General features: G+C 61.7%; 22 protein-coding genes. 17 read left to right on the forward strand and 5 right to left on the reverse strand.

From position 1 onward, the window contains the following. Positions 1 to 35 precede the first annotated feature (35 nt). Together ACSW29_RS03755 and ACSW29_RS03760 are read left to right on the forward strand one after the other, a co-directional pair. Positions 36 to 1,301 carry an aspartate kinase gene (locus ACSW29_RS03755; RefSeq protein WP_317826554.1) on the forward strand — a complete coding sequence of 422 codons (1,266 nt, stop codon included), beginning with the start codon at positions 36 to 38 and terminating at the stop codon, positions 1,299 to 1,301. Between the two features lie 6 nt (positions 1,302 to 1,307). Continuing rightward, positions 1,308 to 2,342 carry an aspartate-semialdehyde dehydrogenase gene (locus ACSW29_RS03760; RefSeq protein WP_042447794.1) on the forward strand — a complete coding sequence of 345 codons (1,035 nt, stop codon included), beginning with the start codon at positions 1,308 to 1,310 and terminating at the stop codon, positions 2,340 to 2,342. A 62-nt stretch (positions 2,343 to 2,404) separates the two neighbouring features. On the opposite strand, the gene ACSW29_RS03765 is transcribed toward ACSW29_RS03760, so the two are convergent. Next, complete coding sequence (locus ACSW29_RS03765) at positions 2,405 to 2,746, reverse strand: Imm51 family immunity protein (protein WP_448276517.1); 342 nt, start codon at positions 2,744 to 2,746, stop codon at positions 2,405 to 2,407. A gap of 43 nt (positions 2,747 to 2,789) precedes the next feature. Next, positions 2,790 to 3,431, reverse strand: a complete 642-nt coding sequence (locus ACSW29_RS03770; RefSeq protein ID WP_317826552.1) for a TetR/AcrR family transcriptional regulator — start codon at positions 3,429 to 3,431, stop codon at positions 2,790 to 2,792. 138 nt (positions 3,432 to 3,569) lie between these two features. Between ACSW29_RS03770 and ACSW29_RS03775 the strand changes: the two genes are divergently transcribed. Together ACSW29_RS03775 and ACSW29_RS03780 are read left to right on the forward strand one after the other, a co-directional pair. Then, on the forward strand, positions 3,570 to 5,357 hold the full coding sequence (locus ACSW29_RS03775) for an acyl-CoA dehydrogenase (RefSeq protein ID WP_448277398.1): 1,788 nt from the start codon (positions 3,570 to 3,572) through the stop codon (positions 5,355 to 5,357). 1 nt (position 5,358) lies between these two features. Further along, positions 5,359 to 6,291 carry an oxygenase MpaB family protein gene (locus ACSW29_RS03780; protein WP_448276518.1) on the forward strand — a complete coding sequence of 311 codons (933 nt, stop codon included), beginning with the start codon at positions 5,359 to 5,361 and terminating at the stop codon, positions 6,289 to 6,291. Positions 6,292 to 6,373: 82 nt separating this feature from the next. Here ACSW29_RS03780 and ACSW29_RS03785 read toward each other — a convergent pair whose 3' ends face one another. Next, on the reverse strand, positions 6,374 to 7,693 hold the full coding sequence (locus ACSW29_RS03785; protein ID WP_448276519.1) for a DUF222 domain-containing protein: 1,320 nt from the start codon (positions 7,691 to 7,693) through the stop codon (positions 6,374 to 6,376). A 273-nt stretch (positions 7,694 to 7,966) separates the two neighbouring features. Here ACSW29_RS03785 and ACSW29_RS03790 point away from each other — a divergent pair, with 273 nt between their 5' ends. From ACSW29_RS03790 to ACSW29_RS03840, 11 genes are all read left to right on the forward strand, one after another. Continuing rightward, positions 7,967 to 9,733: a multicopper oxidase family protein gene (locus ACSW29_RS03790; protein WP_448276520.1), complete on the forward strand. Its 1,767-nt coding sequence runs from the start codon at positions 7,967 to 7,969 to the stop codon at positions 9,731 to 9,733. Between the two features lie 36 nt (positions 9,734 to 9,769). Further along, complete coding sequence (locus tag ACSW29_RS03795; protein ID WP_448276521.1) at positions 9,770 to 10,984, forward strand: CaiB/BaiF CoA transferase family protein; 1,215 nt, start codon at positions 9,770 to 9,772, stop codon at positions 10,982 to 10,984. A 1-nt stretch (position 10,985) separates the two neighbouring features. Further along, positions 10,986 to 11,897: a hydroxymethylglutaryl-CoA lyase gene (locus ACSW29_RS03800; RefSeq protein ID WP_347875552.1), complete on the forward strand. Its 912-nt coding sequence runs from the start codon at positions 10,986 to 10,988 to the stop codon at positions 11,895 to 11,897. 539 nt (positions 11,898 to 12,436) lie between these two features. Beyond that, on the forward strand, positions 12,437 to 12,961 hold the full coding sequence (locus ACSW29_RS03805; protein ID WP_317826803.1) for a TetR/AcrR family transcriptional regulator: 525 nt from the start codon (positions 12,437 to 12,439) through the stop codon (positions 12,959 to 12,961). After that, positions 12,958 to 14,442, forward strand: a complete 1,485-nt coding sequence (locus ACSW29_RS03810) for a flavin-containing monooxygenase (RefSeq protein WP_448276522.1) — start codon at positions 12,958 to 12,960, stop codon at positions 14,440 to 14,442. Before ACSW29_RS03805 ends, ACSW29_RS03810 begins: the two co-directional genes overlap by 4 nt. Then, positions 14,439 to 16,154, forward strand: coding sequence for a GMC oxidoreductase (locus tag ACSW29_RS03815; RefSeq protein WP_448276523.1), 1,716 nt, complete (start codon positions 14,439 to 14,441; stop codon positions 16,152 to 16,154). Before ACSW29_RS03810 ends, ACSW29_RS03815 begins: the two co-directional genes overlap by 4 nt. Beyond that, the gene (locus ACSW29_RS03820) at positions 16,138 to 16,785 is read left to right on the forward strand and encodes a hypothetical protein (RefSeq protein WP_448276524.1); all 648 of its coding nucleotides are present in this window, start codon (positions 16,138 to 16,140) and stop codon (positions 16,783 to 16,785) included. Before ACSW29_RS03815 ends, ACSW29_RS03820 begins: the two co-directional genes overlap by 17 nt. Before the next feature lie 287 nt (positions 16,786 to 17,072). After that, positions 17,073 to 17,627: a Fur family transcriptional regulator gene (locus ACSW29_RS03825; RefSeq protein WP_448276525.1), complete on the forward strand. Its 555-nt coding sequence runs from the start codon at positions 17,073 to 17,075 to the stop codon at positions 17,625 to 17,627. A gap of 31 nt (positions 17,628 to 17,658) precedes the next feature. Next, positions 17,659 to 19,110 carry a catalase gene (locus ACSW29_RS03830; protein WP_003943483.1) on the forward strand — a complete coding sequence of 484 codons (1,452 nt, stop codon included), beginning with the start codon at positions 17,659 to 17,661 and terminating at the stop codon, positions 19,108 to 19,110. 269 nt (positions 19,111 to 19,379) lie between these two features. Then, positions 19,380 to 20,066 (forward strand): HAD family hydrolase, encoded by a 687-nt coding sequence (locus tag ACSW29_RS03835; protein ID WP_124566735.1) that lies wholly within the window; start codon positions 19,380 to 19,382, stop codon positions 20,064 to 20,066. A gap of 6 nt (positions 20,067 to 20,072) precedes the next feature. Next, positions 20,073 to 21,062, forward strand: coding sequence for an LLM class F420-dependent oxidoreductase (locus ACSW29_RS03840; protein WP_007732341.1), 990 nt, complete (start codon positions 20,073 to 20,075; stop codon positions 21,060 to 21,062). Here the strand turns inward: ACSW29_RS03840 and ACSW29_RS03845 are convergent. Together ACSW29_RS03845 and ACSW29_RS03850 are read right to left on the reverse strand one after the other, a co-directional pair. After that, positions 20,959 to 22,338 carry a sensor histidine kinase gene (locus ACSW29_RS03845; protein ID WP_448276528.1) on the reverse strand — a complete coding sequence of 460 codons (1,380 nt, stop codon included), beginning with the start codon at positions 22,336 to 22,338 and terminating at the stop codon, positions 20,959 to 20,961. The genes ACSW29_RS03840 and ACSW29_RS03845 overlap by 104 nt on opposite strands. Further along, on the reverse strand, positions 22,335 to 23,039 hold the full coding sequence (locus ACSW29_RS03850) for a response regulator transcription factor (protein ID WP_230816539.1): 705 nt from the start codon (positions 23,037 to 23,039) through the stop codon (positions 22,335 to 22,337). The genes ACSW29_RS03845 and ACSW29_RS03850 overlap by 4 nt, the downstream gene beginning before the upstream one ends. Before the next feature lie 167 nt (positions 23,040 to 23,206). Here ACSW29_RS03850 and ACSW29_RS03855 point away from each other — a divergent pair, with 167 nt between their 5' ends. Both ACSW29_RS03855 and ACSW29_RS03860 read left to right on the forward strand, forming a co-directional pair. Continuing rightward, positions 23,207 to 23,671: a light harvesting protein subunit alpha gene (locus ACSW29_RS03855; protein WP_448276529.1), complete on the forward strand. Its 465-nt coding sequence runs from the start codon at positions 23,207 to 23,209 to the stop codon at positions 23,669 to 23,671. Positions 23,672 to 23,891: 220 nt separating this feature from the next. Next, positions 23,892 to 24,695, forward strand: coding sequence for a metal-dependent hydrolase (locus tag ACSW29_RS03860; RefSeq protein ID WP_448276531.1), 804 nt, complete (start codon positions 23,892 to 23,894; stop codon positions 24,693 to 24,695). Positions 24,696 to 24,761 lie beyond the last annotated feature (66 nt).

Here is a 24,761-nt window from a genome sequence, read left to right on the forward strand (position 1 = left end):
ATCTGTAAACAATTTCGACCTGGAGGTAGAAACGCGTGGCTCTCGTCGTCCAGAAGTACGGCGGATCCTCGGTGGCAACCGCCGAGCGCATCCGACGAGTCGCTGAACGGATCGTCGAGACCAAGAAGGCCGGCAATGATGTCGTCGTCGTGGTGTCAGCGATGGGCGATACCACCGATGAGCTGCTCGACCTGGCTCAGCAGGTGTGCCCTTCCCCGCCGGCCCGTGAAATGGACATGCTGCTGACTTCGGGTGAGCGCATCTCCAACTCCTTGGTAGCGATGGCAATTCACTCCCTCGGCGCCGAAGCTCGTTCGTTCTCGGGCTCACAAGCCGGAGTTATCACGACCGGCAGCCACGGAAACGCCAAGATCATCGACGTCACGCCGGGCCGTGTTCGCACTGCGCTGGACGAAGGCTCGATCGTTCTGGTCGCCGGGTTCCAAGGCGTCAGCCAGGACAGCAAGGACATCACGACGCTCGGACGCGGTGGCTCCGACACCACTGCCGTGGCGTTGGCAGCTGCACTCAACGCTGACGTCTGCGAGATCTACACCGACGTCGACGGCGTCTTCTCCGCTGATCCGCGCATCGTCCCCGACGCTCACCGCCTCGAGACGGTTTCCTTCGAGGAAATGCTCGAACTCGCAGCATGCGGCGCCAAGGTGCTCATGCTCCGGTGCGTCGAGTACGCCCGTCGTTACAACGTGCCAGTGCACGTCCGTTCGTCATACACCACCAAGCCCGGAACAATCGTGTCCGGATCGATGGAGGACATTCCTGTGGAAGAGGCCCTGATCACCGGAGTCGCGCACGATCGCGGCGAAGCCAAGATCACCGTTGTCGGATTGCCGGACACACCGGGACACGCTGCCAAGGTGTTCCGCGCAGTCTCCGATGCCGAGATCAACATCGACATGGTGCTGCAGAACATCTCCAAGGTGGAGACCAACAAGACGGACATCACCTTCACGCTGCCGACCGCCGACGGCCCCCGCGCCGTCGAAATGCTGACCAAGCGTCAGGAAGACATCGGCTTCACGCAGATCTTGTTCGACGACCACATCGGCAAGGTTTCCCTGGTCGGCGCCGGAATGCGGAGCCACCCGGGCGTCACCGCCACGTTCTGCGAGGCGCTGGCCAAGGCAGACATCAACATCGACCTCATCTCGACCTCTGAGATTCGCATCTCAGTGCTGGTCAAGGACACCGAATTGGACGACGCTGTACGTGTCATCCACGACGCTTTCGGGCTCGGTGGCGAAGAAGAAGCAGTAGTACACGCTGGAACGGGACGGTAATTTCTCATGACGACTATCGCTGTTGTCGGTGCGACCGGTCAGGTCGGCATCGTCATGCGCACTTTGCTCGAAGAGCGGAACTTCCCCGCGGACAAGGTGCGGTTCTTCGCATCTGCACGCTCCGCCGGTAAGAAGCTGCCCTTCCGCGGCGAAGAGATCATCGTCGAGGATGCGGCCGCCACATCGGATGAGGACCTGAAGGGCATCGACATCGCCCTCTTCTCAGCTGGCGCGACGCTCTCGCGCGCCCAGGCTCCGCGTTTCGCCGCTGCCGGAGCAACGGTTGTCGACAACTCTTCGGCATGGCGTAAGGATCCCGAGGTTCCCCTCGTGGTCAGCGAGGTCAACCCGCAGGACACGAAGAACTTGGTCAAGGGCATTATCGCGAACCCCAACTGCACCACCATGGCAGCGATGCCGGTGCTGAAGGTTCTGCACGACGAAGCCGGTCTGCAGCGACTGATCGTCTCCAGCTACCAGGCCGTGTCCGGTAGCGGCATCGCCGGCGTCGAGGAACTCCTCGGCCAGGTGCGCGCCGTAGTCGGCGACGCGGAGAAGCTGGTTCACGACGGCAGCGCTGTCGACTTCCCGGCCCCGAACAACTACGTCGCCCCCATCGCGTTCAACGTCCTGCCTCTCGCAGGTTCGCTGGTCGACGACGGAAGCGGCGAGACCGACGAGGATCAGAAGCTCCGCAACGAGAGCCGCAAGATCCTCGGACTTCCCGATCTGTTGGTTTCGGGCACCTGCGTGCGCGTTCCCGTCGTGACCGGGCACTCGCTCGCGATCAACGCAGAGTTCGCGAACCCGCTCTCGGTCGCTCGTGCGAAGGAAATCCTCGCCGACGCTCCTGGTGTGGAGTTGGTCGAGGTTCCGACGCCGCTGGCCGCTGCCGGTGGCAACGCGTCGCTGGTCGGTCGTATCCGTCAGGATCCGGGTGTCCCGGAGGGACGCGGACTCGCGCTCTTCGTTTCGGGTGACAACCTGCGTAAGGGCGCCGCTCTCAACACGATTCAGATTGCCGAGCTGTTGGTCGGCTAGATTTTCGATTGGTACCGGCCCCGCACCTAGGTGTGGGGCCGGTGTCGTCTTACTGGTGAGTTTCAGTCGAGTTCGGAGATTGCGACCAGGCCGCCTAGGTAGTCGGCATCCGAATGCGCTTTGGCGAGAAGCACTCCGAGTTCGCCGAGAGCTTCGTTGTCGCCGCCGTAGGCAACAAACATGCCGGCCTCAGGATCGGTGCCGAATCGGCCTTCCAGATGCGGTGCATCGCGGCCTACCACTGCGTGGGCGACCGAAGCCCAGTCGTAGCCGGAGCCTTCGAAACCCTCTACCTGCTCGAATACTGCTGCCACCTTGCCGAAATGCTGGTCGGTGAGCATCAGTGACCAGTTTCCCGGAGACGTTTCGAAAAGCTGCAGCGGTTCGATCGATGGTGATGTCATGTGTGTATTGAAGCAGATCCGACCGACAGGTTTCAGTCGTCTTCTAGCGACCTACCGACTGAGCGAGAGCCACGGCGAAGCTGGAAAGCCGTTCTCGGGTATAGGTTTCGGGGTCGCTGACCGCCAACCGCCCGAGCATTTCGGCAAACGACAGCATCGTGTGGGCGAGGAGAACCGGATCCAGACCTTCGAGTTTCGGTTCGATGGCAATTCCGGCGCGGGCAAGTTCTTCGGCGCGAGCGAAAACGGCTCCGCGTGAGAGCTTCAACAGACCGTGATACTCACTGGGTGCGTTCTCGACAGATGTGAGAATCAGGCGCCAGCGCGTCGGGTTCGCGAGTACGGCGTCGACGAAGGCTCCAACGGTCCCGGTGTACGACGCGGCTGGGCCGAGTTCGCTCAGATCTGTCGGCATGGTTTCGAGCACCTGAGCGATGGCTCGCTCGTGCTCGCGGCGCAGGAGTGCGGCGACGAGATCGGTCCTCGTGTCAAAAATTGTGTAGAGGACGGGCTTGCCGACGCCGGCTTCGGCGGCGACTGATTCCATGCTGAGGTTGTGCAGGCCAACGCGGCCGGTGACCTCGAATGCTGCGTCGAGGAGCTGTTCGCGACGTTGCTCAGGCGCCATGCGCGGAGCGTACTTTCGACGCGGTGTGTCCGTTGTGTCTGCCTGTGACCTGGTCATCGTGTGCCTCACCTCCGCTCCCACCCTAATCTGCCCGCCACTTCTCCCTGAATAATACGCAACCGTTGTATTCGGCGTCTGCAATTGTTACGGTGGCGTTGTATTCGAAGGGGTGCTCAGTGAGGCGCCTCTGCCGAGATCTCGAGGAGAACAACCGCTATGACAGCGCCGAATGATCTGTTGCTCCATCCCTTCACGTACGATCGGCCAGAGTGCGACGCGACCACGCGGAGACTGCTGGGCGCGACCGTCGACTGGTTCGAGGCGCGTGGAAAGAATCGACTCCTGGCCGACTATCACGATAAGACCTTCTACTCCGACTTCCTCGACTTCGCGGCAAAGGAAGGCCTGTTCGCCACATTTCTGACGCCCGCCCGCGACAGCGGTGGTGACTCCGACAAGCGCTGGGATACCAGTCGTATCGCCGCGCTGTCCGAGATCCTCGGCTTCTACGGACTCAACTACTGGTACCCGTGGCAGGTGACCATTCTCGGTCTCGGGCCGGTGTGGCAGAGCGACAACGAGACGGCAAGGGCGCGAGCAGCTTCCGCGTTGAATTCCGGAGGTGTTGCGGCATTCGGATTGTCCGAGAAAGAGCACGGCGCCGACGTCTACTCCACCGACATGGTCTTGACGCCGAACGGCAGTGGCGGCTACCTGGCCAGCGGTTCCAAGTACTACATCGGAAATGGCAACTGTGCCAACACTATTTCCGTCTTCGGTCGCGTCGACGGGGTGGACGGTGCTGATCAGTACGTCTTCTTCTACGCCGACTCGGACCATCCGGCATTCACCGTGGTGAAGAACATCGTTCCGGCGCAGATGTACGTAGCGGAGTTCTCGCTCGCCGACTATCCCGTTGCGGCAGAGGATATTCTGCATACCGGCGAGGCAGCATTCAGTGCCGCACTCAACACTGTGAACATCGGAAAATTCAACCTGTGTTTCGGCGGAATCGGTATGTCGACACATGCGTTGTACGAGACGATCACCCACGCGCACAATCGAATTCTGTTCGGCAATCGCGTCACGGCCTTCCCACACGTCCGACGTGAATTCGTCGACGCGTACGCGCGCCTGCTGGCGATGAGGCTTTTCTCGGATCGAGCGGTGGACTATTTCCGTACTGCATCGCCCGAAGACCGCCGCTATCTCTTGTTCAACCCCGTCACCAAGATGAAGGTGACAACCGAAGCGCAGAAAGTGATCGGACTGCTCTCCGATATCGCTGCGGCAAAGGGTTTCGAGAAGGACAGCTACCTCGCGGTGGCCAAGATGGATGTCGACGGGTTGCCCAAACTGGAGGGAACCGTCGCCGTCAATCTCGCCCTGATCGCCAAGTTCATGCCCGCGTACCTCTTTGCCCCCGAGTCATTTCCGGCGATTCCGACGCGTAACGACGCAGCCGACGACGAGTTCCTGTTCCGTCAGGGCCCGGCGCGGGGGTTGTCCAAGGTTCGATTCGACGATTGGCGAGCGGTGTACGCGAAGTTTGCGGATGTCCCCAACGTCGCGCTGTTCGTGGAGCAGGCCGAAGCGCTCGTGACCCTTCTTGCCGAAGCTGCACCGGATGCGGCGCAGCAGGTCGACTTGGACTTCGGCCTGGCGATCACCGAACTCTTCACCCTCGTCGTCTACGGCCAGTTGATTCTCGAACAGGCCGAGCTCTTGGGATTGGACGAGGGGCAGCGCGACGGTGGAGTGGTGGATCAGATCTTCGATGTCTTGGTTCGCGACTTCAGTGCTGCGGCGGTGGAGTTGTACGGCAAGCCCAGCGCCAGTGAAGATCAACAACGATTGGCTCTCGCATCCGTTCGGCGCCCCGCGTTTGCGGCCGAGCGATTCGAGTACGTCTGGCAGCAGGTTGTGGCCCTGTCTGATGCATACGAAATGAACGGTGCTCGCGAAACAAACGGGGAGGTATGAAATGTCTGAACTGACGATGAATCGACCGCGTGAGGATTACGGCTTCTTCGGCCCAGGATCACCCAGTTGGAAAATATGGGCGGCTCCGACGGCATTGATCGGTTTCCAGCGGTCAGTGGTGCTCGAGCACTTCGACCCTTTCCTTGCTGCCGCAGTGGCAGACATGAGCGGGATCTACAGCGATCCGGCCGGACGACTCGACCGAACCTTGGCCTATTTCCTGACCGTCGCCACTGCCGACGGGCGGACGGCGCTGGCCTTGTCCGACCATCTCATGACGGTTCACGCTCAGGCCACGGGCATCGAACCGATCACCGGAACTCGTTACAGTGCAAACAATCCGGCGTCGCAACTCTGGATCCACGTGACGGGTTGGCATTCGGTGCTCAAGTGCTACGAGATGTATGGGCCGGGCCCGCTCTCGGCTGTCGAAGAGCAGCGGTACTGGGAAGAATGCGTGATCGCTGCCGAACTGCAGACATGCAAAGCGTCCGACGTTCCGCGCTCGCGAGATGAGGTACGGGAGTACTTCGCTGAAGTCAGGCCCAGATTGTGTACCTCCGAGCGTGCCAACCGGGCGATGCACTACTTGCTGAGAACACCAAGAGCGCAGGGGAAGACGAAGTTCGCGACATTCAGCCGATTGGTCGCGCCGGCCACTATCGCGACTTTGCCCGGTTGGATGCGAACGATGGGTGGGTTCGATCAGCCCGCGTTGTTGGACAGAGCACTTGCGCCCGCGGTGCGAACGGCAGTCCGGGTGGGCAGTTCACCGAAGAACATGACCACTGCTCTGAAAGTCATTGCGCCGATGACGGGCAAGGTGTTGGAGCGCCACCTGCGTGACGAGCAACCCCTCGACCCGAGGGTTGTTACCCCAGCGGAGATTCGGGAGCGATTCCCACGCACCACCAAAGTTCCGCAGGCAGTCTGACGGAATTCACGGCTTTCGGCACCGCATCGAGGTTTCTTTGATGCGGTGCAGGGCCGTGTTCTGTTGTGCCTGAGGTTCGTCGTCAGGTTTTGAATGTGGTGTTCGCGGGCCGTGGGTGCTGGCCGGGGTCGATCGAGGGCGGTGGGATGAACCACAGTTTGTTGTCGACGCCGATCCGAATCGACCACTTGCCCACGAACCCCGATTTGCGGTGCATCAGCCGGTGATGTGAACGGCACAGCAGGACAAGGTTGCTCATCACCGTCGGGCCGCCGTTCGCCCAGTGCCTAATGTGGTGCGCATCCGTCCACGCCGGAACACATGAACACCCCGGGAACGCGCAGCCCTTGTCTCGGGCGATCAACGCTACGCGCTGTTCGGCGGTGACCAATCGCTTCCCGGGTTTCGCATCGAGCGGCGCGCCATGATCGTCCAGCAACACCGTCGACAGGAAACAATCACACCCCAGAAGCCTGGTCTGCGAGACGGACAGTGGCCCGAGCCACGGCATGTGTCCGACGTTGAGATCCGACAGATCCACATCGAGATCAGACGGGGACTCTCCACCATCAGACGGTGCAGCGGCGCAGTTCCGATGCTCAGCCAGATCCCGAGCGTTGATGTGCACGTTCACGTGTGGGCGTTGCCCGCCGTCGGTGCCGGTTTTGGCGCAGTCGAGGTAGCGGCGGATCAGTTCGGTGAATCCGTCCGCTGTGCGTTTCGCCGCGGACCGGGCGTCGGGAGTGCCGTCCGGTGCCGGGGTCGGCATCGTCAGATTCGACAGGGCGGACAGCAGCATTTCTCCGGTGAGGGCGTCGAAATCGCCTCGCACCACCACCCGACCGTTCAAGGTCGAGGCTATCCGCAACTCGTTGCGGTCGACATCTTCGGCGGGTGGAATCTCATCGGACTCGAAAACGCGCTCCAAGGTCGCGATCACGTTCCGCACTTTCGTGGTCGTCGCCTCAACTCCGGAAGCAGCAGCCAACAGTAGGTCGATACAGCGAGGGAGCGCCTCCTCCGGCATCCCCTTCGGTGGTGATTCGCAGAACGCCACGATCAAGACGGCATGTTCGAACGAGCAATCCCCACAATCAAATCTCGCTGCCACCGCTGGGAACGGGCGTAGCGCAGCACCCAGGGCGGCGATCTTCTTCCCGTCCCGAACCTGCAGCATCGTGTTGGCCGCCAACCACGCACCGACACCGCGGCTGGCGATCACCTGATCGTCGGGACGCATCGACAGCTCGTCCACCACGGCCACCCGAACGGCTTCCAGGCGAAGAATCTCCGCACTCGCCTCGATAGCGGCCGTGCGCAACTCGGCAGCAGACAACCGCCACAGGCGTCCACGCAACCCCACCGCAGAACCAGACACCACGTCCGACAAATAGACACTCATTGAATCCCCCGATCCCCTGTCTCAATCATACTCGAACATGCGTTCGAGTCAAGGCCCTTTTTGATTCCTCGACTTCTCGCAACGATTCAAGAGTGCATCCGTTGTCCGCGAATGTGTTTCGTCGGGACCGAGGCCGTCATCGTGTATGACGACGGATGGGCTGGGGTATAGGCCACCGATTCTCAAACCATGGATGGAGAAGGTGGTCGGTGTTTGACCGCGCGAGCACACGGGTAACCCGCTCCGGATGCCGTCAGCGTGAGGGGGCCGTGAGTGGACGAGTCACACAAGATACGTCGACGATCGTTTGTTCAAGGGCTTGGCCTGCTGGCCGGCCTGAGTGCATTGTCCGCTGGATCAGCGACGGCTCGACCCCCTGACATCGATCCGCTGCGCCCATTCCAACTTCCGTCACCCCGGCTGGAACCGTTTCGGGAGACCCTTCCTGTCCTGCCGGCCATTTCGGGTGACAATCTGGAACTTCGCGCGGCCTCGTCGATGCACCGTTTCCACCCGGACCTACCGCCGTCGCCGTCGCTGGGTTACGGCGGAATGGATTATCTGGGCCCCACCATCGAAGCTCACGTCGATCAGCTCGTGACAGTGCGATACGCGAATGATATTTCTGCGTATCCGCTTGCCGCCGATGTCGATCCGGGTCTGCACGGTGTGAGCGACCTCGACCGCACACAAGTCCCCACCTCGCTTCACCTGCACGGAGGAGTTACTGCACCGCAGTTCGATGGGCATCCGGAGCTGATCCAGCGTCCGGGCGAAGGTTTGGTCCACGAATACACGAATGGTCGTGCGGCCGGAAATCTCTGGTATCACGATCACGCCATGGGGATGACGCGCCTCAATGTCTACGCCGGGTTGGTCGGGATGTATTTTCTCCGTGACGACGCAGATACGGGCGCCACCGGGAATTCGCTCGGCCTTCCGTCCGGCGAGTTCGAAATCCCGATGATTCTGCAGGACAAGGTATTCACCTCCGACGGCCAACAGAGCGTCCGTTCCACGTGGCTCACTCCGCAGGGTTCCTGGGATCCGGCGACTCCCGGTGACGTTGGCGTGGTGAACGGCGTCGTGTGGCCGAAAGTGGAGGTGGCTCGCGGACTGTATCGGTTGCGACTGCTCAACGCCGCAACTTACTCGGTGTGGAATCTGCACTTCGCAAATCGTATGCGGTTCTGGGTGATCGGATCCGAAGGCGGTTTGCTGGCCGCTCCGGCGCCGACGGATCACGTTCGGTTGAGTCCGGGTGAGCGCGCTGATCTGCTTGTCGACTTCAGTATGCTCGAGCCGGGCACGACGGTGGAATTGCGCAACGACGAACCGGTACCCCTTGCGGTGGCTCAACGCGGCACGCAGGTGATGCCGGTGTTCTGCCGATTCGACGTTGGCAGCGCAAAGGGGCTCACCGGATCGATCCCGCAGCAGCTGAATTCCGTTGCCGCCGAACCAGCGTCCCCGGATGTGGTGCGAAACCTCACGATCATGCAGCTGTCGCGTCCCTCGGATTATCCGTCGATCACTATGTCGCTCAACAATTTGAGGTTCACCGATTCTGATATCGAACTGCCGCGCCAGGGGACCGTCGAACAATGGAATCTGATCAACATCACCACGGAACCGCATCCGATTCATCTGCATCTGGTGGCGTTCCGCGTTATGGGGCGCCAGAACATCGACACTGCAGCGCTGATGCAGCGGTATCCGGTACCTGACCTGGGGGTCAGGTGGACGCCGTCGGCAGAGGAATTCGTGACCTCTTCGCTGCGGCCTCCCGAAGTGTGGGAAGCGGGGGAGAAGGACACGGTCATCGTGGATGCCAACTCGATCACCCGCGTGATCGTGCGCTTTCCGACGGCCGACGAGTTGGGCTTCGATCCGGATGCAACTTTCGCGAGAGGTTCCATGGCAGATCACTCGGCACACGGAGAAGCTGGCATGGGGGACCTGCAGGGGTACGTCTGGCACTGCCACATGCTCGATCACGAAGACCACGACATGATGTTGCGATATCGGGTGGTGACGTAGCCTTCAAAGGGAGAAAAGTTCCCAGAGGAGGCAGCTGTGTCGGAAGGTGCGCCCACCGGGCCCCTGGACGGATATCGGGTGATTGAACTTGGAACCTTGATCGCCGGCCCCTTCGCCGGGAAATTGCTCGGCGACATGGGAGCCGATGTGATCAAGATCGAATCACCGGACCGCCCAGACCCGCTTCGTACCTGGGGTCAGGCTGAGCAGGACGGTCATCGATTCTTCTGGACGGTTCACGCGCGCAACAAGCGGTGTGTGACGTTGGATCTTCGTGTCGACGCGGGCCGAGACCTGTTTCTGAATCTGGTCGAACATGCGGACGTGGTGGTCGAGAACTTCCGGCCTGGCACGCTCGAGAAATGGGGTCTGGGATTCGACGTTCTCAGCGCGCGCAATCCGAAGTTGGTGTTGGCCAGGGTATCCGGCTACGGGCAGAGCGGACCGCAGGCTAAGAGCGCCGGCTACGCCTCGGTGGCTGAGGCAGTCAGCGGATTTCGGCATCTGAACGGTTATCCAGGGCAGGCACCTCCGCGTATTGCCCTTTCGCTCGGAGATTCTCTCGGCGGGATGTTCGCCGTTCAGGGAGTGCTGGCGGCGTTGCTCTCGCGAGAGCGGACCGGCCGTGGTCAGGTGGTCGACGTTGCCCTCACGGAATCCTGTCTGGCGGTGCAGGAATCCACGATCCCGGATTACGATCGGGGCGGGATCATCCGGCAGCCCTCGGGAACGAGGTTGGAGGGTATCGCGCCCTCCAACATCTACCAGACCTCTGAAGGAAACTGGGTGGTGATCGCGGCCAATCAGGACACGCTCTTCGTGCGTCTGTGCACCATCATGGGCCGACCGGAACTGGCGCATGACGACCGATTCTCCAATCATGTTGCGCGTGGCAAACATCAGGACGAGCTCGACGAAATGATCAGCGCCTGGGTCGCGCTCCAAGATCCCACCAGCCTGGTGGAGCGCCTCACCGAAGTGGGGGTTGTTGCCGGGCCGATTAACACGGTCGAAGACGTTGTCAAGGATCCGCAGTTGATCGAACGGGGAATGCTGGTCGACCACTACGACGAGCGGATCGGGGAAAACGTGCTCGGCTTGGGTGTCGTGCCTACCTTCAGCGAGACCCCTGGATCCGTGCGCAACGCGGGAGCGTCGGCGCCTGGTCACGACAACTCCTCCGTCTGGGGCGGGCTCCTCGGACTCTCGGACGAGGAGCAGGCAGAACTGAAGACGAAGGGTGTGATCTGACATGTCGGTCCCCGAAGTGGGTATTCCTGCAGTCAGGATTCGTGAAGTCGGGCCACGGGACGGGTTACAGATCGAAGACCCGGTGTCGCTGGCGGAGAAACTTCGCCTTGTCGAAGCTCTGGCTGCGACGGGTGTTTCGCGTATCGAGGCGACGTCGTTCGTCTCACCGCGCGCTGTGCCGGCATTGGCCGACGCGGAGTTGTTGGCCGCAGAACTGCACCAGTGGCCCGGCATCGAGTTCTCGGCATTGGTCGCCGGGATCGGTGGAGCGAAACGAGCCGTCGCCGCAGGAATGAAGACCGTCGAATATGTTGTGTCGGCATCGAATGGCCACAGCGAAGCCAACACTCGGTCGACCACGGAGCAAGCGACTGAACGTATCGGAGAGGTCGTCAGTATCGTTCACGACGCCGGTGGACGGGTAGAGGTCATCGTGGCCACAGCCTGGGACTGCCCCTTTGACGGCCCCACCGATCAGGATCGTGTTCTGCGGATTGCGGAGCAGGCCAAGAATTTCAACGCCGATCAGTTCTCGATCGCGGATACCATCGGCACTGCCACGCCGGGGCGGGTCGGACGGTTGATCGACGCTGTGGGCGAAAGAGTGGGTGACTTCGGCTTGGGTGTGCACTTCCACAACACTCGCGGCGCTGGTCTTGCCTGCGCCTTGACGGCTGTGCAGCACGGTGTTCGAAACTTGGACGCGTCCACTGGTGGTCTCGGTGGTTGTCCGTTCGCTCCCGGTGCCAGTGGCAATATCGCGACGGAGGAACTGGTCTACATGCTCGAAGACATGGGCATTGCGACAGGTATCGACCTGGATGCGAGCATTCGTGCCGCTGCCGTTGCAGAGGAGATAGTGGGCCATACGGTTCCCAGTAATCTTCTCCGCGCGGGCGATCGGAAGCGGTAGGGACCGTTACTCTTCTCGATTGGGTGATGTCGACTGCAGTTTGACCAACTGCTCGTGTGCCGCCGGCGGCCAACCGATGCGCTGCTTCTCCAGGTACCAGGCACCGGCGGCAAATATGATCGCGAGGACGATCCGGATCGCGACACTTCCGATCTGGGAGCCCAGGTCGCTCGACTAGGACGCTTCGCCGGTGCTGTAGTCGCATTCCGTTGTGATCGAACTCGATTCGTCGAACGTCTTCAGTGTCGACCAACATCGTGGCCATAGCGGTACGCCGAGGTGGAAGGATTCGAATGGTCACTTCGCCTCGCGTGATCGCGGTGAGTTTCCCGGACGAACCATCGTGACGAGTTCAGTCCCGGGCTACCGACCCGTGGGCTTCCACTAACCCGACACAGCGGTGCGGAGATGCAGTTTGCTCTGTGTCAAGATTTGAAGTCAGCCTGGACTGTTTTACGTTTTGGCTCTACAGTTGTCTTGTGACCGAGACCACTTCTGACGCGAAAGTAGGCCGTACGCAGGCCGAACGAACTGCTGCGATGCGAGGGCGCCTGCTCGACGCCGCTGTCGACTCGCTGGTCGAACTGGGCTACGCACGGACCAGTACGCAAGAGATCGCCCGCCGCGCAGGCGTTTCGCGGGGTACGCAACTGCATCATTTTCCGACCAAGGAATCGCTGGTCGTTGCGGCCGTCGAGTATCTGGTCGACAAGCGACTGGAAGAAATCCTCACCGCTGAAGTGGATCGCGACCTCGGCCTCGAGGTCCTGGCGGACGCGTTTTCCGGGCCGCTGTTCTATGCCGCCCTCGAATTGTGGGTCGCGGCGCGAACCGATCCCGTCCTGCACGCGGCGACGGTACCCCTCGAACGCAAGGTCAATGAGGCACTCGAATTCGGCAGTGCCGAGTTGTTCGGCGATCGCTTCGATTCCGAATCGGTCGAACTCACCATCGAACTCGTTCGTGGGCTTGCCGTCTCAGCCCTTTTCCGTACATCCGAAGCCGACGACGCGCTCAGAGCGCGACTGTTGCCGGCCTGGCAATCCCGAGTGGAGAAGAAGTGAAGCTTCCCGAACATGTCGAAACGTTGATCGTCGGTGCCGGATTCGCCGGTATGGGCTTGGCAGCCAGAATGCTTCGCGACAACCGAGCGGCGGACGTCGTGTTGATCGAGCGCGGAGTTGATATCGGTGGCACCTGGCGCGACAACACCTACCCCGGTTGTGCCTGTGACGTGCCGACGGCGTTGTACTCGTATTCGTTTGCGCCGAGCGCAGATTGGAGTCATACGTTCGCTCGTCAGCCCGAGATTTACGACTACCTGAAGAAAGTGGCTGCAGACACCGGCATCGGGGATCGCGTAGTCCTGAACTGCGAACTCGAAGCTGCTGTCTGGGACGAGGATGCGGCGCTGTGGCGTATTCGAACATCCCGAGGGTCCTTGACGGCCAAGACGTTGGTCGCCGCTACCGGGGCGTTGTCGACACCCAAGATTCCGGACTTTCCCGGGCTCGAACAATTCTCCGGTACCACTTTCCATTCGGCGACGTGGAACCACGAACACGAACTGCGTGGTGAGCGCGTAGCCGTGATCGGAACGGGAGCGTCGGCGGTTCAGTTCGTTCCCGAAATTGCCGATCCGGCGGCCCACGTCACCGTGTTCCAGAGAACTCCGGCCTGGGTGATCCCGCGAATGGACCGCACCCTGCCTGCCGCGCAGAAGGCCGTGTACTCGCGGATTCCCGCTACGCAGAAAGTGGTTCGGGGATGGGTGTACGGCTTCCGTGAGCTACTCGGTGCCGCGATGTCGCACGCGACGTGGGTGCTGCCGGCCTTCGAGGCGGCCGCGCGTCTCCATATGCGGCGACAGGTCAAAGATCCGGAATTGCGCCGGAAGCTGACTCCAGATTTCACGATCGGCTGCAAGCGGATGCTTCTGTCCAACGACTGGTTGCGCACACTTGACCGTGTGGACGTGAGTCTGGTCGACAGTGGGCTCGTCTCGGTAACCGAAAACGGAGTGGTCGACGGACGCGGAGTCGAGCACAAGGTTGACACCATCATCTTCGCCACCGGTTTCACGCCGACGGAACCGCCTGTCGCGCATCTGATCACAGGAAAGCGGGGAGAGACGCTGGCCGCGCATTGGAATGGAAGCCCCCACGCGTACAAAGGCACTGCGGTGAGTGGGTTCCCGAATCTGTTCCTCATGTACGGGCCGAACACCAACCTCGGTCACAGTTCGATCGTGTACATGCTCGAGTCCCAGGCCGAGTATGTCAACGATGCGTTGAACACCATGAAGCGTGAGCGACTGGACGCTCTCGATGTCAACGAGTCGGTACAGGTGCACTACAACAAGGGAATTCAGCACGAGTTGCAGCACACCGTGTGGAACAAGGGCGGATGCTCGAGTTGGTACATCGATCCGGAGGGGCGTAACTCGGTGCAGTGGCCGACGTTCACTTTCAAATTCCGGTCGCTGTTGGAGCATTTCGATCGGGAGAACTACTCGGCTCGCAAGATCGAAAGCGTCGAGGCATGACCACGACGCACTACGACGTGCTGGTGATCGGTTCGGGATTCGGTGGCAGTGTCGCCGCTCTTCGTCTGACGGAGAAGGGTTACCGTGTCGGGGTGCTCGAAGCCGGTCGACGGTTTGCTGACGACGAGTTGCCTGAAACCAGTTGGCGACTGCGAAAGTATCTGTGGGCGCCGTGGATTGGGTGCTATGGCGTGCAGCGCATCCATCTGCTTCCGGATGTGCTGGTGATGGCGGGATCCGGAGTGGGTGGAGGATCGTTGAATTACGCCAACACGTTGTATCAGCCACCCAAGCGGTTCTTCGAAGACCGTCAGTGGGCGCACATCACGGACTGGCACGACGAGCTGGCGCCGTACTACGACCAGGCCAAGCGGATGTTGGGTGTTCGCACCAATCCGTCCTTCACTCCCGCCGATGCGGTGATGAAGGAGGTAGCGGAAGAAATGGGTGTGGGGGAGACCTTCACGTCCACACCCGTCGGCGTCTTCTTCGGGGAGGCAGGAGTTTCCGTGCCGGACCCGTTCTTCGGCGGGAAGGGACCCGAGCGCACCGGCTGCACCGAATGTGGGGGATGCATGACCGGGTGCCGTGTCGGGGCGAAGAACACGCTGGTCAAGAACTACCTCCATCTCGCCGAGCAAGCGGGCGCCAGAGTGCACCCGCTCATGACCGTCACCGATCTGCGGCCGGCGGCAAGCGGTGGTTACCACCTGCTCGCGAGGCGAACGGATAGCGTCCGCCGACGAGAAGTTCGGTTCACCGCCGACCAGGTGGTGGTTGCCGCCGGAACCTACGGAACGGCGAGACTGCTGCTCGGTATGAAGGAATCCGGTGCCCTGCCTGGCCTGTCGGACACGCTGGGCACCGTCGTACGCACCAACTCGGAGGCCGTACTGGCAGCAACGTCGAAGTCGCGTCGACAGAACTTCACGCAGGGCGTCGCGATTACATCGTCATTTCACCCGGATGATCACACGCATATCGAACCGGTGCGATACGGCAAGGGCAGCAATGCAATAGGACTTCTGCAGACCGTCCTGAGTGACGGGGGTGGGCGAACTCCCCGGGTGCTGAAGACTCTGGCGGTCGCGGCCCGGCACCCAGGTGCGTTCCTTCGATCATTGTCGGTGCGGAACTGGTCCGAGCGAACCGTCATCGCGCTGGTGATGCAGACCGACGACAACTCCCTCGAACTTTCCAAGAACACCAAACGATTCGGACGTTCCCTCACCAGTAGGCCGGGGCCGGGTGATCCACCTCCCCCGTGGATTCCGCAGGGGCATAAAGCTATTCGCAAGGTCGCCGAGAAGATCGACGGCGATCCGGGTGGTTCCATCGCCGAGATCGTGAACATCCCGATGACGGCGCACTTTCTGGGTGGCTGCGCGATCGGGGACAGTGCGTCGAGTGGTGTCGTCGATCCGTATCTCCGTGCCTACGGACATGCGGGCCTGCACGTCATGGACGGTTCGGTGGTGAGCGCGAATCTCGGAGTGAATCCTTCCCTGACGATCACCGCGCAAGCGGAACGAGCGTGCGCAATGTGGCCGAACAAAGGTGGCGCAGACGCCCGCCCGAGGACTGGCGAGCCATACGTACGTATCGACCCGACGTTGCCGTCCGATCCGGTGGTGCCGACGCATGCACCAGGCGCTTTGCGGCTTCCCCTGACCATTCGAGCTGAGAAGGTGTCCGATGTGGAGCGTGCCTGAATCGACAAGTGACCGCGTCGACTGGCCGGTGAGTGATCCGCCGCCGTGGCCTGCTCGCGTTCGCGCGACACTGTGGTGGCACCGCAGCACATCGGCGGCGCGCGAGCTCGGCACGGACGGTCGAACGATTCCGGTGACGGTAGCCATGATGGTGGACTACCTCGATTCTCCGGTCGGCCCGTATCGCGAAATCCTCGCCAGTCCGGTCTTGCATGCGCCAGGGAAACGGATCGGGCCTATGCCGCGAATGGCGGTCCCTTTCATCGCGGTGGATTCGGAACCTTCGGTGCACGGCGGACGGTTCCATTGGCAACTACCCAAGGTCCTGGCCGAGTTCGACGGAGACGTGCAGCAGAAATTCACGGCAACCGGCGACGGATGGCGGGTGCGTTCCGACACGCGGATGCTCGGGCCGCGTCTGCCGATTGCCGGGGCGTTGGGGTTTGCACAGCCGGACGTCGGCGGCGGTGTGGCGATCGCGTCGGCCAGGCTGACGGGGTCGTTCCGATACGCGCGCGTGAGCGTCGAGGCAGAGGGACCGACACTGCCGAACTGGTTGGCCGCGGGCACCCATCATGGCGTCGTGATTCTGGGCGGAAAGATGACTACCGGAGCAGCCAAACACCGGTAGCAGGGGTGTGACCTGCGAAAGAACGGCCGAGGCCGCCCATCAGTGATTGGGCGGCCTCGGTAGTGTTGTGTTAAAAGTTAGGTGTCGACGTCCCACAGGCGCCTCTCGGCGGGTGGTCGCTCGCAGCGACAAAAGGGGTGGGGCCCGGGGCTTGTTCGGACGCCGACAGGGTGTTCAACGGTGGTCTGCCCGTATTTGTTCCCGCTCCGCCTATGTGACGCCGGTCTCGATTCAACTTAGGCAATCCTTTTCTTGACTAATTCCAGAAAAGCGGCATACTGGGAAACATGCGAGACGGAGAGCATGACTTCGACCCCCGAGCGCAACTGCGCGCCGTCGGGTTGAGGGTCACTGCTCCGCGCCTCGCCGTGCTGGATGCGGTTACAGCCCAACCGCATTCAGACGCCGATTCTGTTGCAGCACTCGTGCGGCAGCAGCTCGGATCGGTATCCACACAGGCCGTTTACGACGTGCTGAAGGCATGCGTGAACGCAGGATTGCTGCGACGCATCGAGCCGGCGGGTTCACCCGCCCGGTTCGAGACGAGAACTGGTGACAACCACCATCACCTCGTCTGTCGCGGCTGCGGCAAGGTCGTCGACGTCGATTGTGTTGTCGGCCAAGCTCCCTGCCTCGAACCTTCCGATAATCACGGCTTCGAAATCGACGAAGCCGAGGTCGTGTTCTGGGGCCGTTGCCAAGATTGCCTGAAGAATTCTGCCGAATCCGACACCGCGTCGGACACGGTCTCGCAGAATCGAATTGATGCGTCCAGAACCTCCGAGCCAGCCCCTTCGCATGCAGCCCATGCGTTTGGCTCGGATGCAGCCCCGCTCCTCTGACGCCCAGCCCACAACGCTAGGAGGCTTCGCCATGACCAAGCCCACCACCAACAATTTCGGTATCGCGGTCGCAAGTGATGACGAATCGCTGACCGCGGGTATTCAGGGGCCGGTGCTCCTTCATGACCACTACCTGATCGAGAAGCTCGCGCAGTTCAACCGCGAGCGTGTCCCGGAGCGCATCGTCCACGCCAAGGGCGGCGGCGCTTTCGGTGAACTCGTCATCACACACGACGTCAGCAAGTACACCAAGGCCGCGTTCCTGCAGCCGGGTAAGAAGACCGAGTCGCTCGTCCGCTTCTCCACCGTCGCCGGTGAGCAGGGCAGCCCGGACACCTGGCGCGATCCGCGCGGTTTTGCGATGAAGTTCTACACCGAAGAGGGAAACTACGACCTCGTCGGCAACAACACCCCGGTGTTCTTCATCAAGGACGCGATCAAGTTCCCCGACTTCATTCGTTCGCAGAAGCGACTGCCGGGTTCCGGCCTTCGTGACCACGACATGCAGTGGGACTTCTGGACGCTGCGTCCCGAGACTGCTCACCAGGTGACCTGGCTGATGGGTGACCGCGGTATCCCGAAGACCTGGCGCAACATGGACGGTTTCGGATCGCACACCTACCAGTGGGTCAACGCTGCGGGTGAACGCTTCTGGGTGAAGTACCACTTCAAGACCGATCAGGGCATCGAATTCCTGACGCAAGCCGAGGCAGACAGCCTCGCCGGTAGCGATCCCGACTACCACCGTGCGGATCTGTACAACGCCATCGAGGCCGGTAATTTCCCGAGTTGGACCCTCAAGGTCCAGATCATGCCCGTCGACGAGGCCGAAGGCTACCGCTTCAACCCGTTCGACCTCACCAAGGTTTGGTCTCAGAAGGACTACCCGCTGATCGAGGTCGGCAAGTGGACGCTCAACCGCAACCCGGAGAACTTCTTCGCGCAGATCGAGCAGGCGTCGTTCGAGCCGTCGAACGTGGTGCCCGGCATCGGATTCAGCCCGGACAAGATGCTTCTCGGCCGCGTCTTCTCCTACGCCGACGCACATCGTTACCGTATCGGCACCAACTACGCCGACCTGCCGGTCAACGCCCCGAAGAACGAGGTGAACTCCTACTCCAAGGAGGGCGCCATGCGGTACAGCTTCAATTCACCGTCGACGCCGGTGTACGCACCGAACTCGTACGGCGGACCGCATGCCGATCCGTCGGTTGCCGGTGACGAAGGACTGTGGGCGTTCGACGGCAAGGCAGTGCGCGCCGGATACATCGAGCACGCCGAAGACGGCGACTTCACGCAAGCCGGAACGCTGGTACGTGAGGTTCTCGACGACGCTGCTCGTGAGCGCCTGGTGAGCAACATTGTCGGCCACGCTCTTGCGGGCGTCAGTGAAGAAGTTCTGCTGCGTGTCTTCGAATACTGGAAGAACGTCGACGCAGATTTGGGTAAGCGCGTCGAAGAGGGTGTACGCGCAGGTCAGTGACCCGCTGACATGAGCATCGCCTAGGTGTACCGAATGCGGACCGCTGCAAGGGAAATCACTCCCCGCAGCGGTCCGTTTTCGTCTGCCCGACTACAGCAGTGCGAACCAGTAGACGAAGCATGCGAGAAGAAACACAACTACTGACTCCATGACGACACCCCTGTTTCGACGTGCACTTCTGCTGTTCGCACTCTCCATGATCCGCTTCTCGAGCGGAGAATGCTCGGGGCACAAGTTTCGCGAACGGAAGTGTTGGGCAGTCAATTCCCATGGCAATAGGTGCAGTTCTCTTCGACATCGACGGAACGCTCGTCGATTCCAACTATCTGCATGTAGAAGCGTGGTCGCGAGCCTTCTTCGAGGTAGGTCGCCCGGTTGACGCGTGGCGGGTGCACCGCAGCATCGGGATGGACGGCGACCAACTGTTGGAGACGCTGCTCGGCGAAGACATCGACGGGTGCGGGCCGCGGGCCAAAGAACTTCACACCACGTACTACCGGCAGTCGGCCGACCGTCTCCGAGTGCTGCCGGGAGCGCGCGAGTTGATCCGCCGAGTGCACTCGCTCGGACTGCACGTGGTGCTCGCTACCTCGGCGCCTGACGACGAACTGAAGTTGCTGCGCCAGACGCTCGACATCGACGAAATGATCTACGCCGCCACCTCTTCGGAATCCGTCGAGGAGGCCAAACCTGATCCGGACCTGATCGAGGTCGCGCTCGCGAAGGCAGGTGTCGACGCGGGTGAGGCGGTCATGGTCGGGGACGCCGTCTGGGACATGAAGGCGGCGACATGGGCGGGCGTTGTGGCTGTGGGAGTGCGCAGCGGCGGCATGTCGACCGACGAACTCGAAGGCGCGGGTGCGGCGGCCGTGTACGACGACGCCCGCGACCTTCTCGACCACCTCGACGGCAGTGTGATCTCCGAACTCGTTTCAGGCCAAGATACCGGGAGTTGATCAGTGATGGCACGATTCGGCTACACCTTGATGACGGAACAGGCAGGTCCGAAAGAACTGGTTCGCCACGCAGTTCGGGCCGAAGAAGTCGGCTTCGACTTCGAAGTGATGAGTGATCACTACTCGCCGTGGCTGACCGAGCAGGGGCATGCGCCCTACGCCTGGTCGGTGCTGGGGGCAGTCGCCCACGCCACCGAGCGAGTCGGTTTGATGACGTACGTGACTTGTCCGACCGTGAGGTACCACCCCGCCGTCGTCGCTCAGAAAGCTGCGACGATCCAGATCCTCGCGGACGGACGCTTCACCTTGGGGTTGGGAAGTGGCGAGAGCCTGAACGAGCATGTGGTTGGCGAGGGTTGGCCGTCCATCGACACTCGGCAGGACATGCTGCAGGAGGCGGTCAGCATCATTCGTGCACTGCTCGCCGGAGATCTGGTGAGCTGGAAGGGGGAGTACTTCGACGTTCAGTCCGCCAGGATCTGGGATCTCCCGGAGAACCCGGTTCCTCTGGCGCTGGCCATGTCCGGTGACAAGTCTGTCGAGCGTTTCGGTCCGATGGCCGACGATCTGATTGCCGTGCAACCGGATTCGGAACTTGTACACCTCTGGAAGCATGTGCATGGCCGGGCATACGGATTGGCTCCCGCAGGCCGGACCATCGGTCAGATTCCGATCTCGTGGGATCCTGATCGCGACACGGCAATCGCTCGCGCTCATCAGCAGTTCCGGTGGTTCGGCGGAGGATGGTCCGTGAACTCCGAACTGCCGACGCCGGCAAGCTTCTCCGGAGCGACTCAGTTCGTGCGCAAAGAGGATGTAGCTGAAAGCATCCCGTGTGGTCCCGATCTGGATGTGATCGTCGAGGCGGTGAAGGCATACACGGACGCCGGATTCACCGATGTGGCACTGGTACAGATCGGTGGAGATACCCAAGACCGATTCTTCGACGAGGCGGCCAAGCCGCTGCTCGAGGCTCTGCACGTCGAATTGGGTTGATCGAGAAGATCAATCGAGTTCCGCCGAGCGGGCTCTTGTCGAGCCGAGCGCTACCGCCGTGCAGCCGTGCCTGCTGCGCGACGAGGGCCAAACCCAAACCGCTTCCGGCGTCGCCCGCACCGGTACCACGAACAAATCGTTCGAACATCACTTCCCGTTCCGATGGCGCGATCACGGTGCCGTTGTCGTCGACGAATACCGTCGCCGAACCGGTGGCAGCCCCTGATCGGACGGTGATCTCGACTTCGTCGGCATTGCCGTGCCGAACGGAATTGGTGACGGCGTTGGTCAGCACCAGACGGATACCCGCGGGAAAGGCCTGAACCGAAAGTTCTTCCGGTGCTTTCAAACGAACGTCGACCTGAGGGTGCAGACGGCCTGCGTCAGCGACGGCGCGATCGGCAACCTCCACGAGATCGACGTCGGCACAATCCTCTGGATCGGCCACTTCACCCAGGGCGAGCGTCTCGAGATCGGTCAGGGTGCGCTCGATCTGGCGCTGCGCCTCCAATAATTCGCTGGACAGTTCGCGCCGTTGGCTTTCCGTGAGATCCAGTGTCGCGAGAACTTCCAGATCGGTACGCATCGACGTGAGAGGTGTGCGCAGTTCGTGGGCGGAGACGCGAGCGAAATCGCGTGCCGACTTCAACGCCTCCTCAGTGCGGCTTCGATCGCTTTCGATGCGACTGAGCATGCTGTGGATTGCTTCGGACAGTTCTTCGGCTTCGCGCGTGCCACGTACCGACGGTGCCCGGCGCGAGAGTCCTTCGACGTCGAGATTGTTGCCGATCGAACTGGTGGTCTCGGTCAATTGCTGTAGAGGCCGGACGGCACGGCCCGTGAGGAACCAGCCGAGCCCGGCCGCGGCGAGAATGGCCACCACCGCCGCAGCGGCCACCTGGACCTGCTGCTCACGGATTGCCTGGGTCAGTGGGTCTTCGGGGATGCTGACGGCGAGTGCGGCGCCGCTGTCACCGGGCACCAGAACATCCCGACTGCGGACATCAGTGGTAGCCAACGCACTGATGGTCGTGGCATTGAAGCCGGGGTCGACGACAAGTGGTTGTGTTGTTACGGTTGGTGTTTCGATGAATAATGGGCTCGGCGCACTGGCTGCGACGCCCAGGGTGACGGAATCGAGAGTGCGTTCCAGCTGTTCGGATCCGTTGACGCGAAGAAAGACCGCGAACGCAATTCCGATCGCGGCAATCACGATGCCGGCGGCCAGACCCGAGGCGATGGCTACGCGGGTCTGAAGTGACAGCGGCCGCTTCATCGTTCGGCCCTGAGGACGAAGCCCACTCCACGCACCGTGTGGATCACGCGGGGCGCCCCGTCGACTTCGAGTTTCTTGCGTAGATAGGTGACGAAGACGTCGACGACATTGGTGTCGGCAGCGAAGTCGTAACCCCAGACGAGTCGCAGGAGTTGTGCGCGACTGAGTACGACGCCGGCATGCTCGGCGAGTACCGACAACAGGTCGAACTCTCTTTTGGTGAGTTCGATTCGCCTACCGTCGATGTGCGCTCGATGGCCACGGAGATCGACCGTCAGCGGTCCCACCGTGATCGGATGGTCGACCGACGGAGTGGCTCGCGTCGTGCGTCGAAGCAAGGCATTAAGTCTGGCGACAAGCTCCGCCAACTCGAAAGGTTTGGTGAGGTAGTCGTCGGCGCCCGCCTCCAGCCCCGCGATGCGGTCTCCCACGGAACTTCGGGCGCTGAGTACGCAGATGGGAACCTCGTTGCCGATCGCGCGCAGGGCTGTCACGACTCCGACGCCGTCGAGGCCGGGCATGTTGACGTCGAGAACAAGTGCGGCCGGACATTGCTTGTTCACCGATGACAAGGCCGATCGTCCGTCGACGGCCGTCGCCGTGTCGAAGCCCGACAATCGGAGTCCACGTTCGAGCGAATTCAGAACCTTCGCGTCGTCGTCAACGATCAGGATGCGCTCGCGTGTACTCACCCCAGCCATGGTGCCATCGGATTGCGACCTGGGGCCTCGCTCGGAGCGAGGGCCGTCGCATTCTCATCAACTCCTAAGAAACCGACAACAGATCTGCAGTGTTGGCTTCATAACCTCGGGTTTCTCGGATGCGACCGCGCCGAGAATTCGAGAACGTTCGATCAAGGAGAACAACGATGACGCGATTGAAAGTGAACGGCAAGCGGGCCCGCCGGACCGGTGTGGTGGTGGCGTCCGTCGCGGTCCTCGGTATGGCCGTGGCGCCGGGAATCGCCTGGGCTTCGAACCCGATTTCCGACGGGTCGCCGGTGGCGGTGCGATCGATCGCGACCGCTCCGTCCGAGGCTGGTGTGGCACCGGAAGTAGCGTGTGGTGCCGCGACGCCGATTTCCGACGAGGAGCTGCAGAAGCTCATAGACGAGGGCAAGGTCGTGCGCGCGGAGGAGGCCGGTACAGCCGCAATCACGATTGAAGTACCTGGCGACGCCGCGACATTCATTGCGCGTGAAGGGGTGCCGGCGTTGCCGACCGTCGTATGGGCTCCGACCACCGAGGGTGTTCCGGCAGAGGTGCTCGACATGGCAGGCGTCGCTCCGCTGGAGGAAGGCGCTGCCCTGTCATGCACGGTTGCTGCGGGCTGACGAGCGAAAGAAGCTCCGCATGAACCGCTTTGACCTGGAACGGTACGGCCGTACTCGACCTGGTCCGGAGGATGGTCAACCCTGTCGGTAGCACTTGCTACGTTCGGGGCGGTCTCGGCGAGCATGCCGGGACCGTCGCCGACGGCGTCATGTGTGTGGTGTCTCGCAGAGGGTGCGGTACGGCCTGATGTGGGGCGCGTTTCGAAAGGTGTTGTGTTTCATGGTCATGGGCCCCACCCACGCGATGTCCGGTGCTGCTGTGGGGTTGGTGGTTGCAGAGTTGTTGCCTCTCGATTGGGGAGGGCCCACATCCACCGCTGAAACCTTGACCTTTGCCGGTGTGTGCGCCGGAGCCGCCTTGCTTCCCGACCTCGATACCGGTCAGTCGACGGTTTCCCGATCATTCGGTCCTCTCAGCAAAGCGCTGGCCAAGGGTATCGACGCAATTTCGGTGACCTTCTACCACATCACCAAAGGTAAGAAGGACGGCAAGCGTCGTGGTGGGCATCGGACGCTCACGCACACCGCACTGTTTGCCGCCGGTCTGGGGGCCGGGGTCTCCGCGTTGGTTGTTCAGTTCGGGAAGCCCGCCATCATCATCACGCTGTTCTTCTGCCTCGGGCTGGCCATCCGAGGGTTGGCGGGTGAATTGGCCAAGGAGAAGGGGTGGCTCGCGGTTTCCGCCGTTGCGTTGGTGCTCTCTGCCCTCACCTGGCAGTGGTATCCGAGTGAGGCCGGATCTACCGGGCTAGGTGTTGCGGTGGCACTGGGCTGCGCCACGCACTGTCTCGGCGATGCGATCACCAAAGAGGGAGTGCCGTTTCTCGCGCCCCTGATTCCGCTCGGCGGCAAGCGATGGTGGGAACAACGGCTGCCGTCATTTCTGTCCATCCGTGCAGGTGGGAACCTCGAGAAGGTCCTGATCGGGCCGGCGCTGACGGTCCTGACGGCCTGGTTGATCATCAGTGCTTTCGACGGCGCCCCGGAAGCGATCTATGCCGTCTTCGCTCCGATGGTGCAGTGAGCTTCGGAAATCTTTTATTACGGAACCACTGGCATCGTAATCATATTTGTTCTACGTTCGTCCCTG

Source organism: Rhodococcus sp. GB-02 (assembly GCF_053470465.1).

Excerpts from the sequence above, each read along its gene's own strand:
- ACSW29_RS03845 (WP_448276528.1), bottom strand. The coding sequence starts at position 22,338 with ATGAAGCGGCCGCTGTCACTTCAGACCCGCGTAGCCATCGCCTCGGGT.
- ACSW29_RS03835 (WP_124566735.1), top strand. The coding sequence starts at position 19,380 with ATGGCAATAGGTGCAGTTCTCTTCGACATCGACGGAACGCTCGTCGAT.
- ACSW29_RS03800 (WP_347875552.1), top strand. The coding sequence starts at position 10,986 with ATGTCGGTCCCCGAAGTGGGTATTCCTGCAGTCAGGATTCGTGAAGTC.
- ACSW29_RS03830 (WP_003943483.1), top strand. The coding sequence starts at position 17,659 with ATGACCAAGCCCACCACCAACAATTTCGGTATCGCGGTCGCAAGTGAT.
- ACSW29_RS03855 (WP_448276529.1), top strand. The coding sequence starts at position 23,207 with ATGACGCGATTGAAAGTGAACGGCAAGCGGGCCCGCCGGACCGGTGTG.
- ACSW29_RS03780 (WP_448276518.1), top strand. The coding sequence starts at position 5,359 with ATGTCTGAACTGACGATGAATCGACCGCGTGAGGATTACGGCTTCTTC.
- ACSW29_RS03805 (WP_317826803.1), top strand. The coding sequence starts at position 12,437 with ATGCGAGGGCGCCTGCTCGACGCCGCTGTCGACTCGCTGGTCGAACTG.
- ACSW29_RS03860 (WP_448276531.1), top strand. The coding sequence starts at position 23,892 with ATGGTCATGGGCCCCACCCACGCGATGTCCGGTGCTGCTGTGGGGTTG.
- ACSW29_RS03815 (WP_448276523.1), top strand. The coding sequence starts at position 14,439 with ATGACCACGACGCACTACGACGTGCTGGTGATCGGTTCGGGATTCGGT.
- ACSW29_RS03820 (WP_448276524.1), top strand. The coding sequence starts at position 16,138 with ATGTGGAGCGTGCCTGAATCGACAAGTGACCGCGTCGACTGGCCGGTG.
- ACSW29_RS03825 (WP_448276525.1), top strand. The coding sequence starts at position 17,073 with ATGCGAGACGGAGAGCATGACTTCGACCCCCGAGCGCAACTGCGCGCC.
- ACSW29_RS03760 (WP_042447794.1), top strand. The coding sequence starts at position 1,308 with ATGACGACTATCGCTGTTGTCGGTGCGACCGGTCAGGTCGGCATCGTC.
- ACSW29_RS03765 (WP_448276517.1), bottom strand. The coding sequence starts at position 2,746 with ATGACATCACCATCGATCGAACCGCTGCAGCTTTTCGAAACGTCTCCG.
- ACSW29_RS03840 (WP_007732341.1), top strand. The coding sequence starts at position 20,073 with ATGGCACGATTCGGCTACACCTTGATGACGGAACAGGCAGGTCCGAAA.
- ACSW29_RS03850 (WP_230816539.1), bottom strand. The coding sequence starts at position 23,039 with ATGGCTGGGGTGAGTACACGCGAGCGCATCCTGATCGTTGACGACGAC.
- ACSW29_RS03770 (WP_317826552.1), bottom strand. The coding sequence starts at position 3,431 with ATGACCAGGTCACAGGCAGACACAACGGACACACCGCGTCGAAAGTAC.
- ACSW29_RS03785 (WP_448276519.1), bottom strand. The coding sequence starts at position 7,693 with ATGAGTGTCTATTTGTCGGACGTGGTGTCTGGTTCTGCGGTGGGGTTG.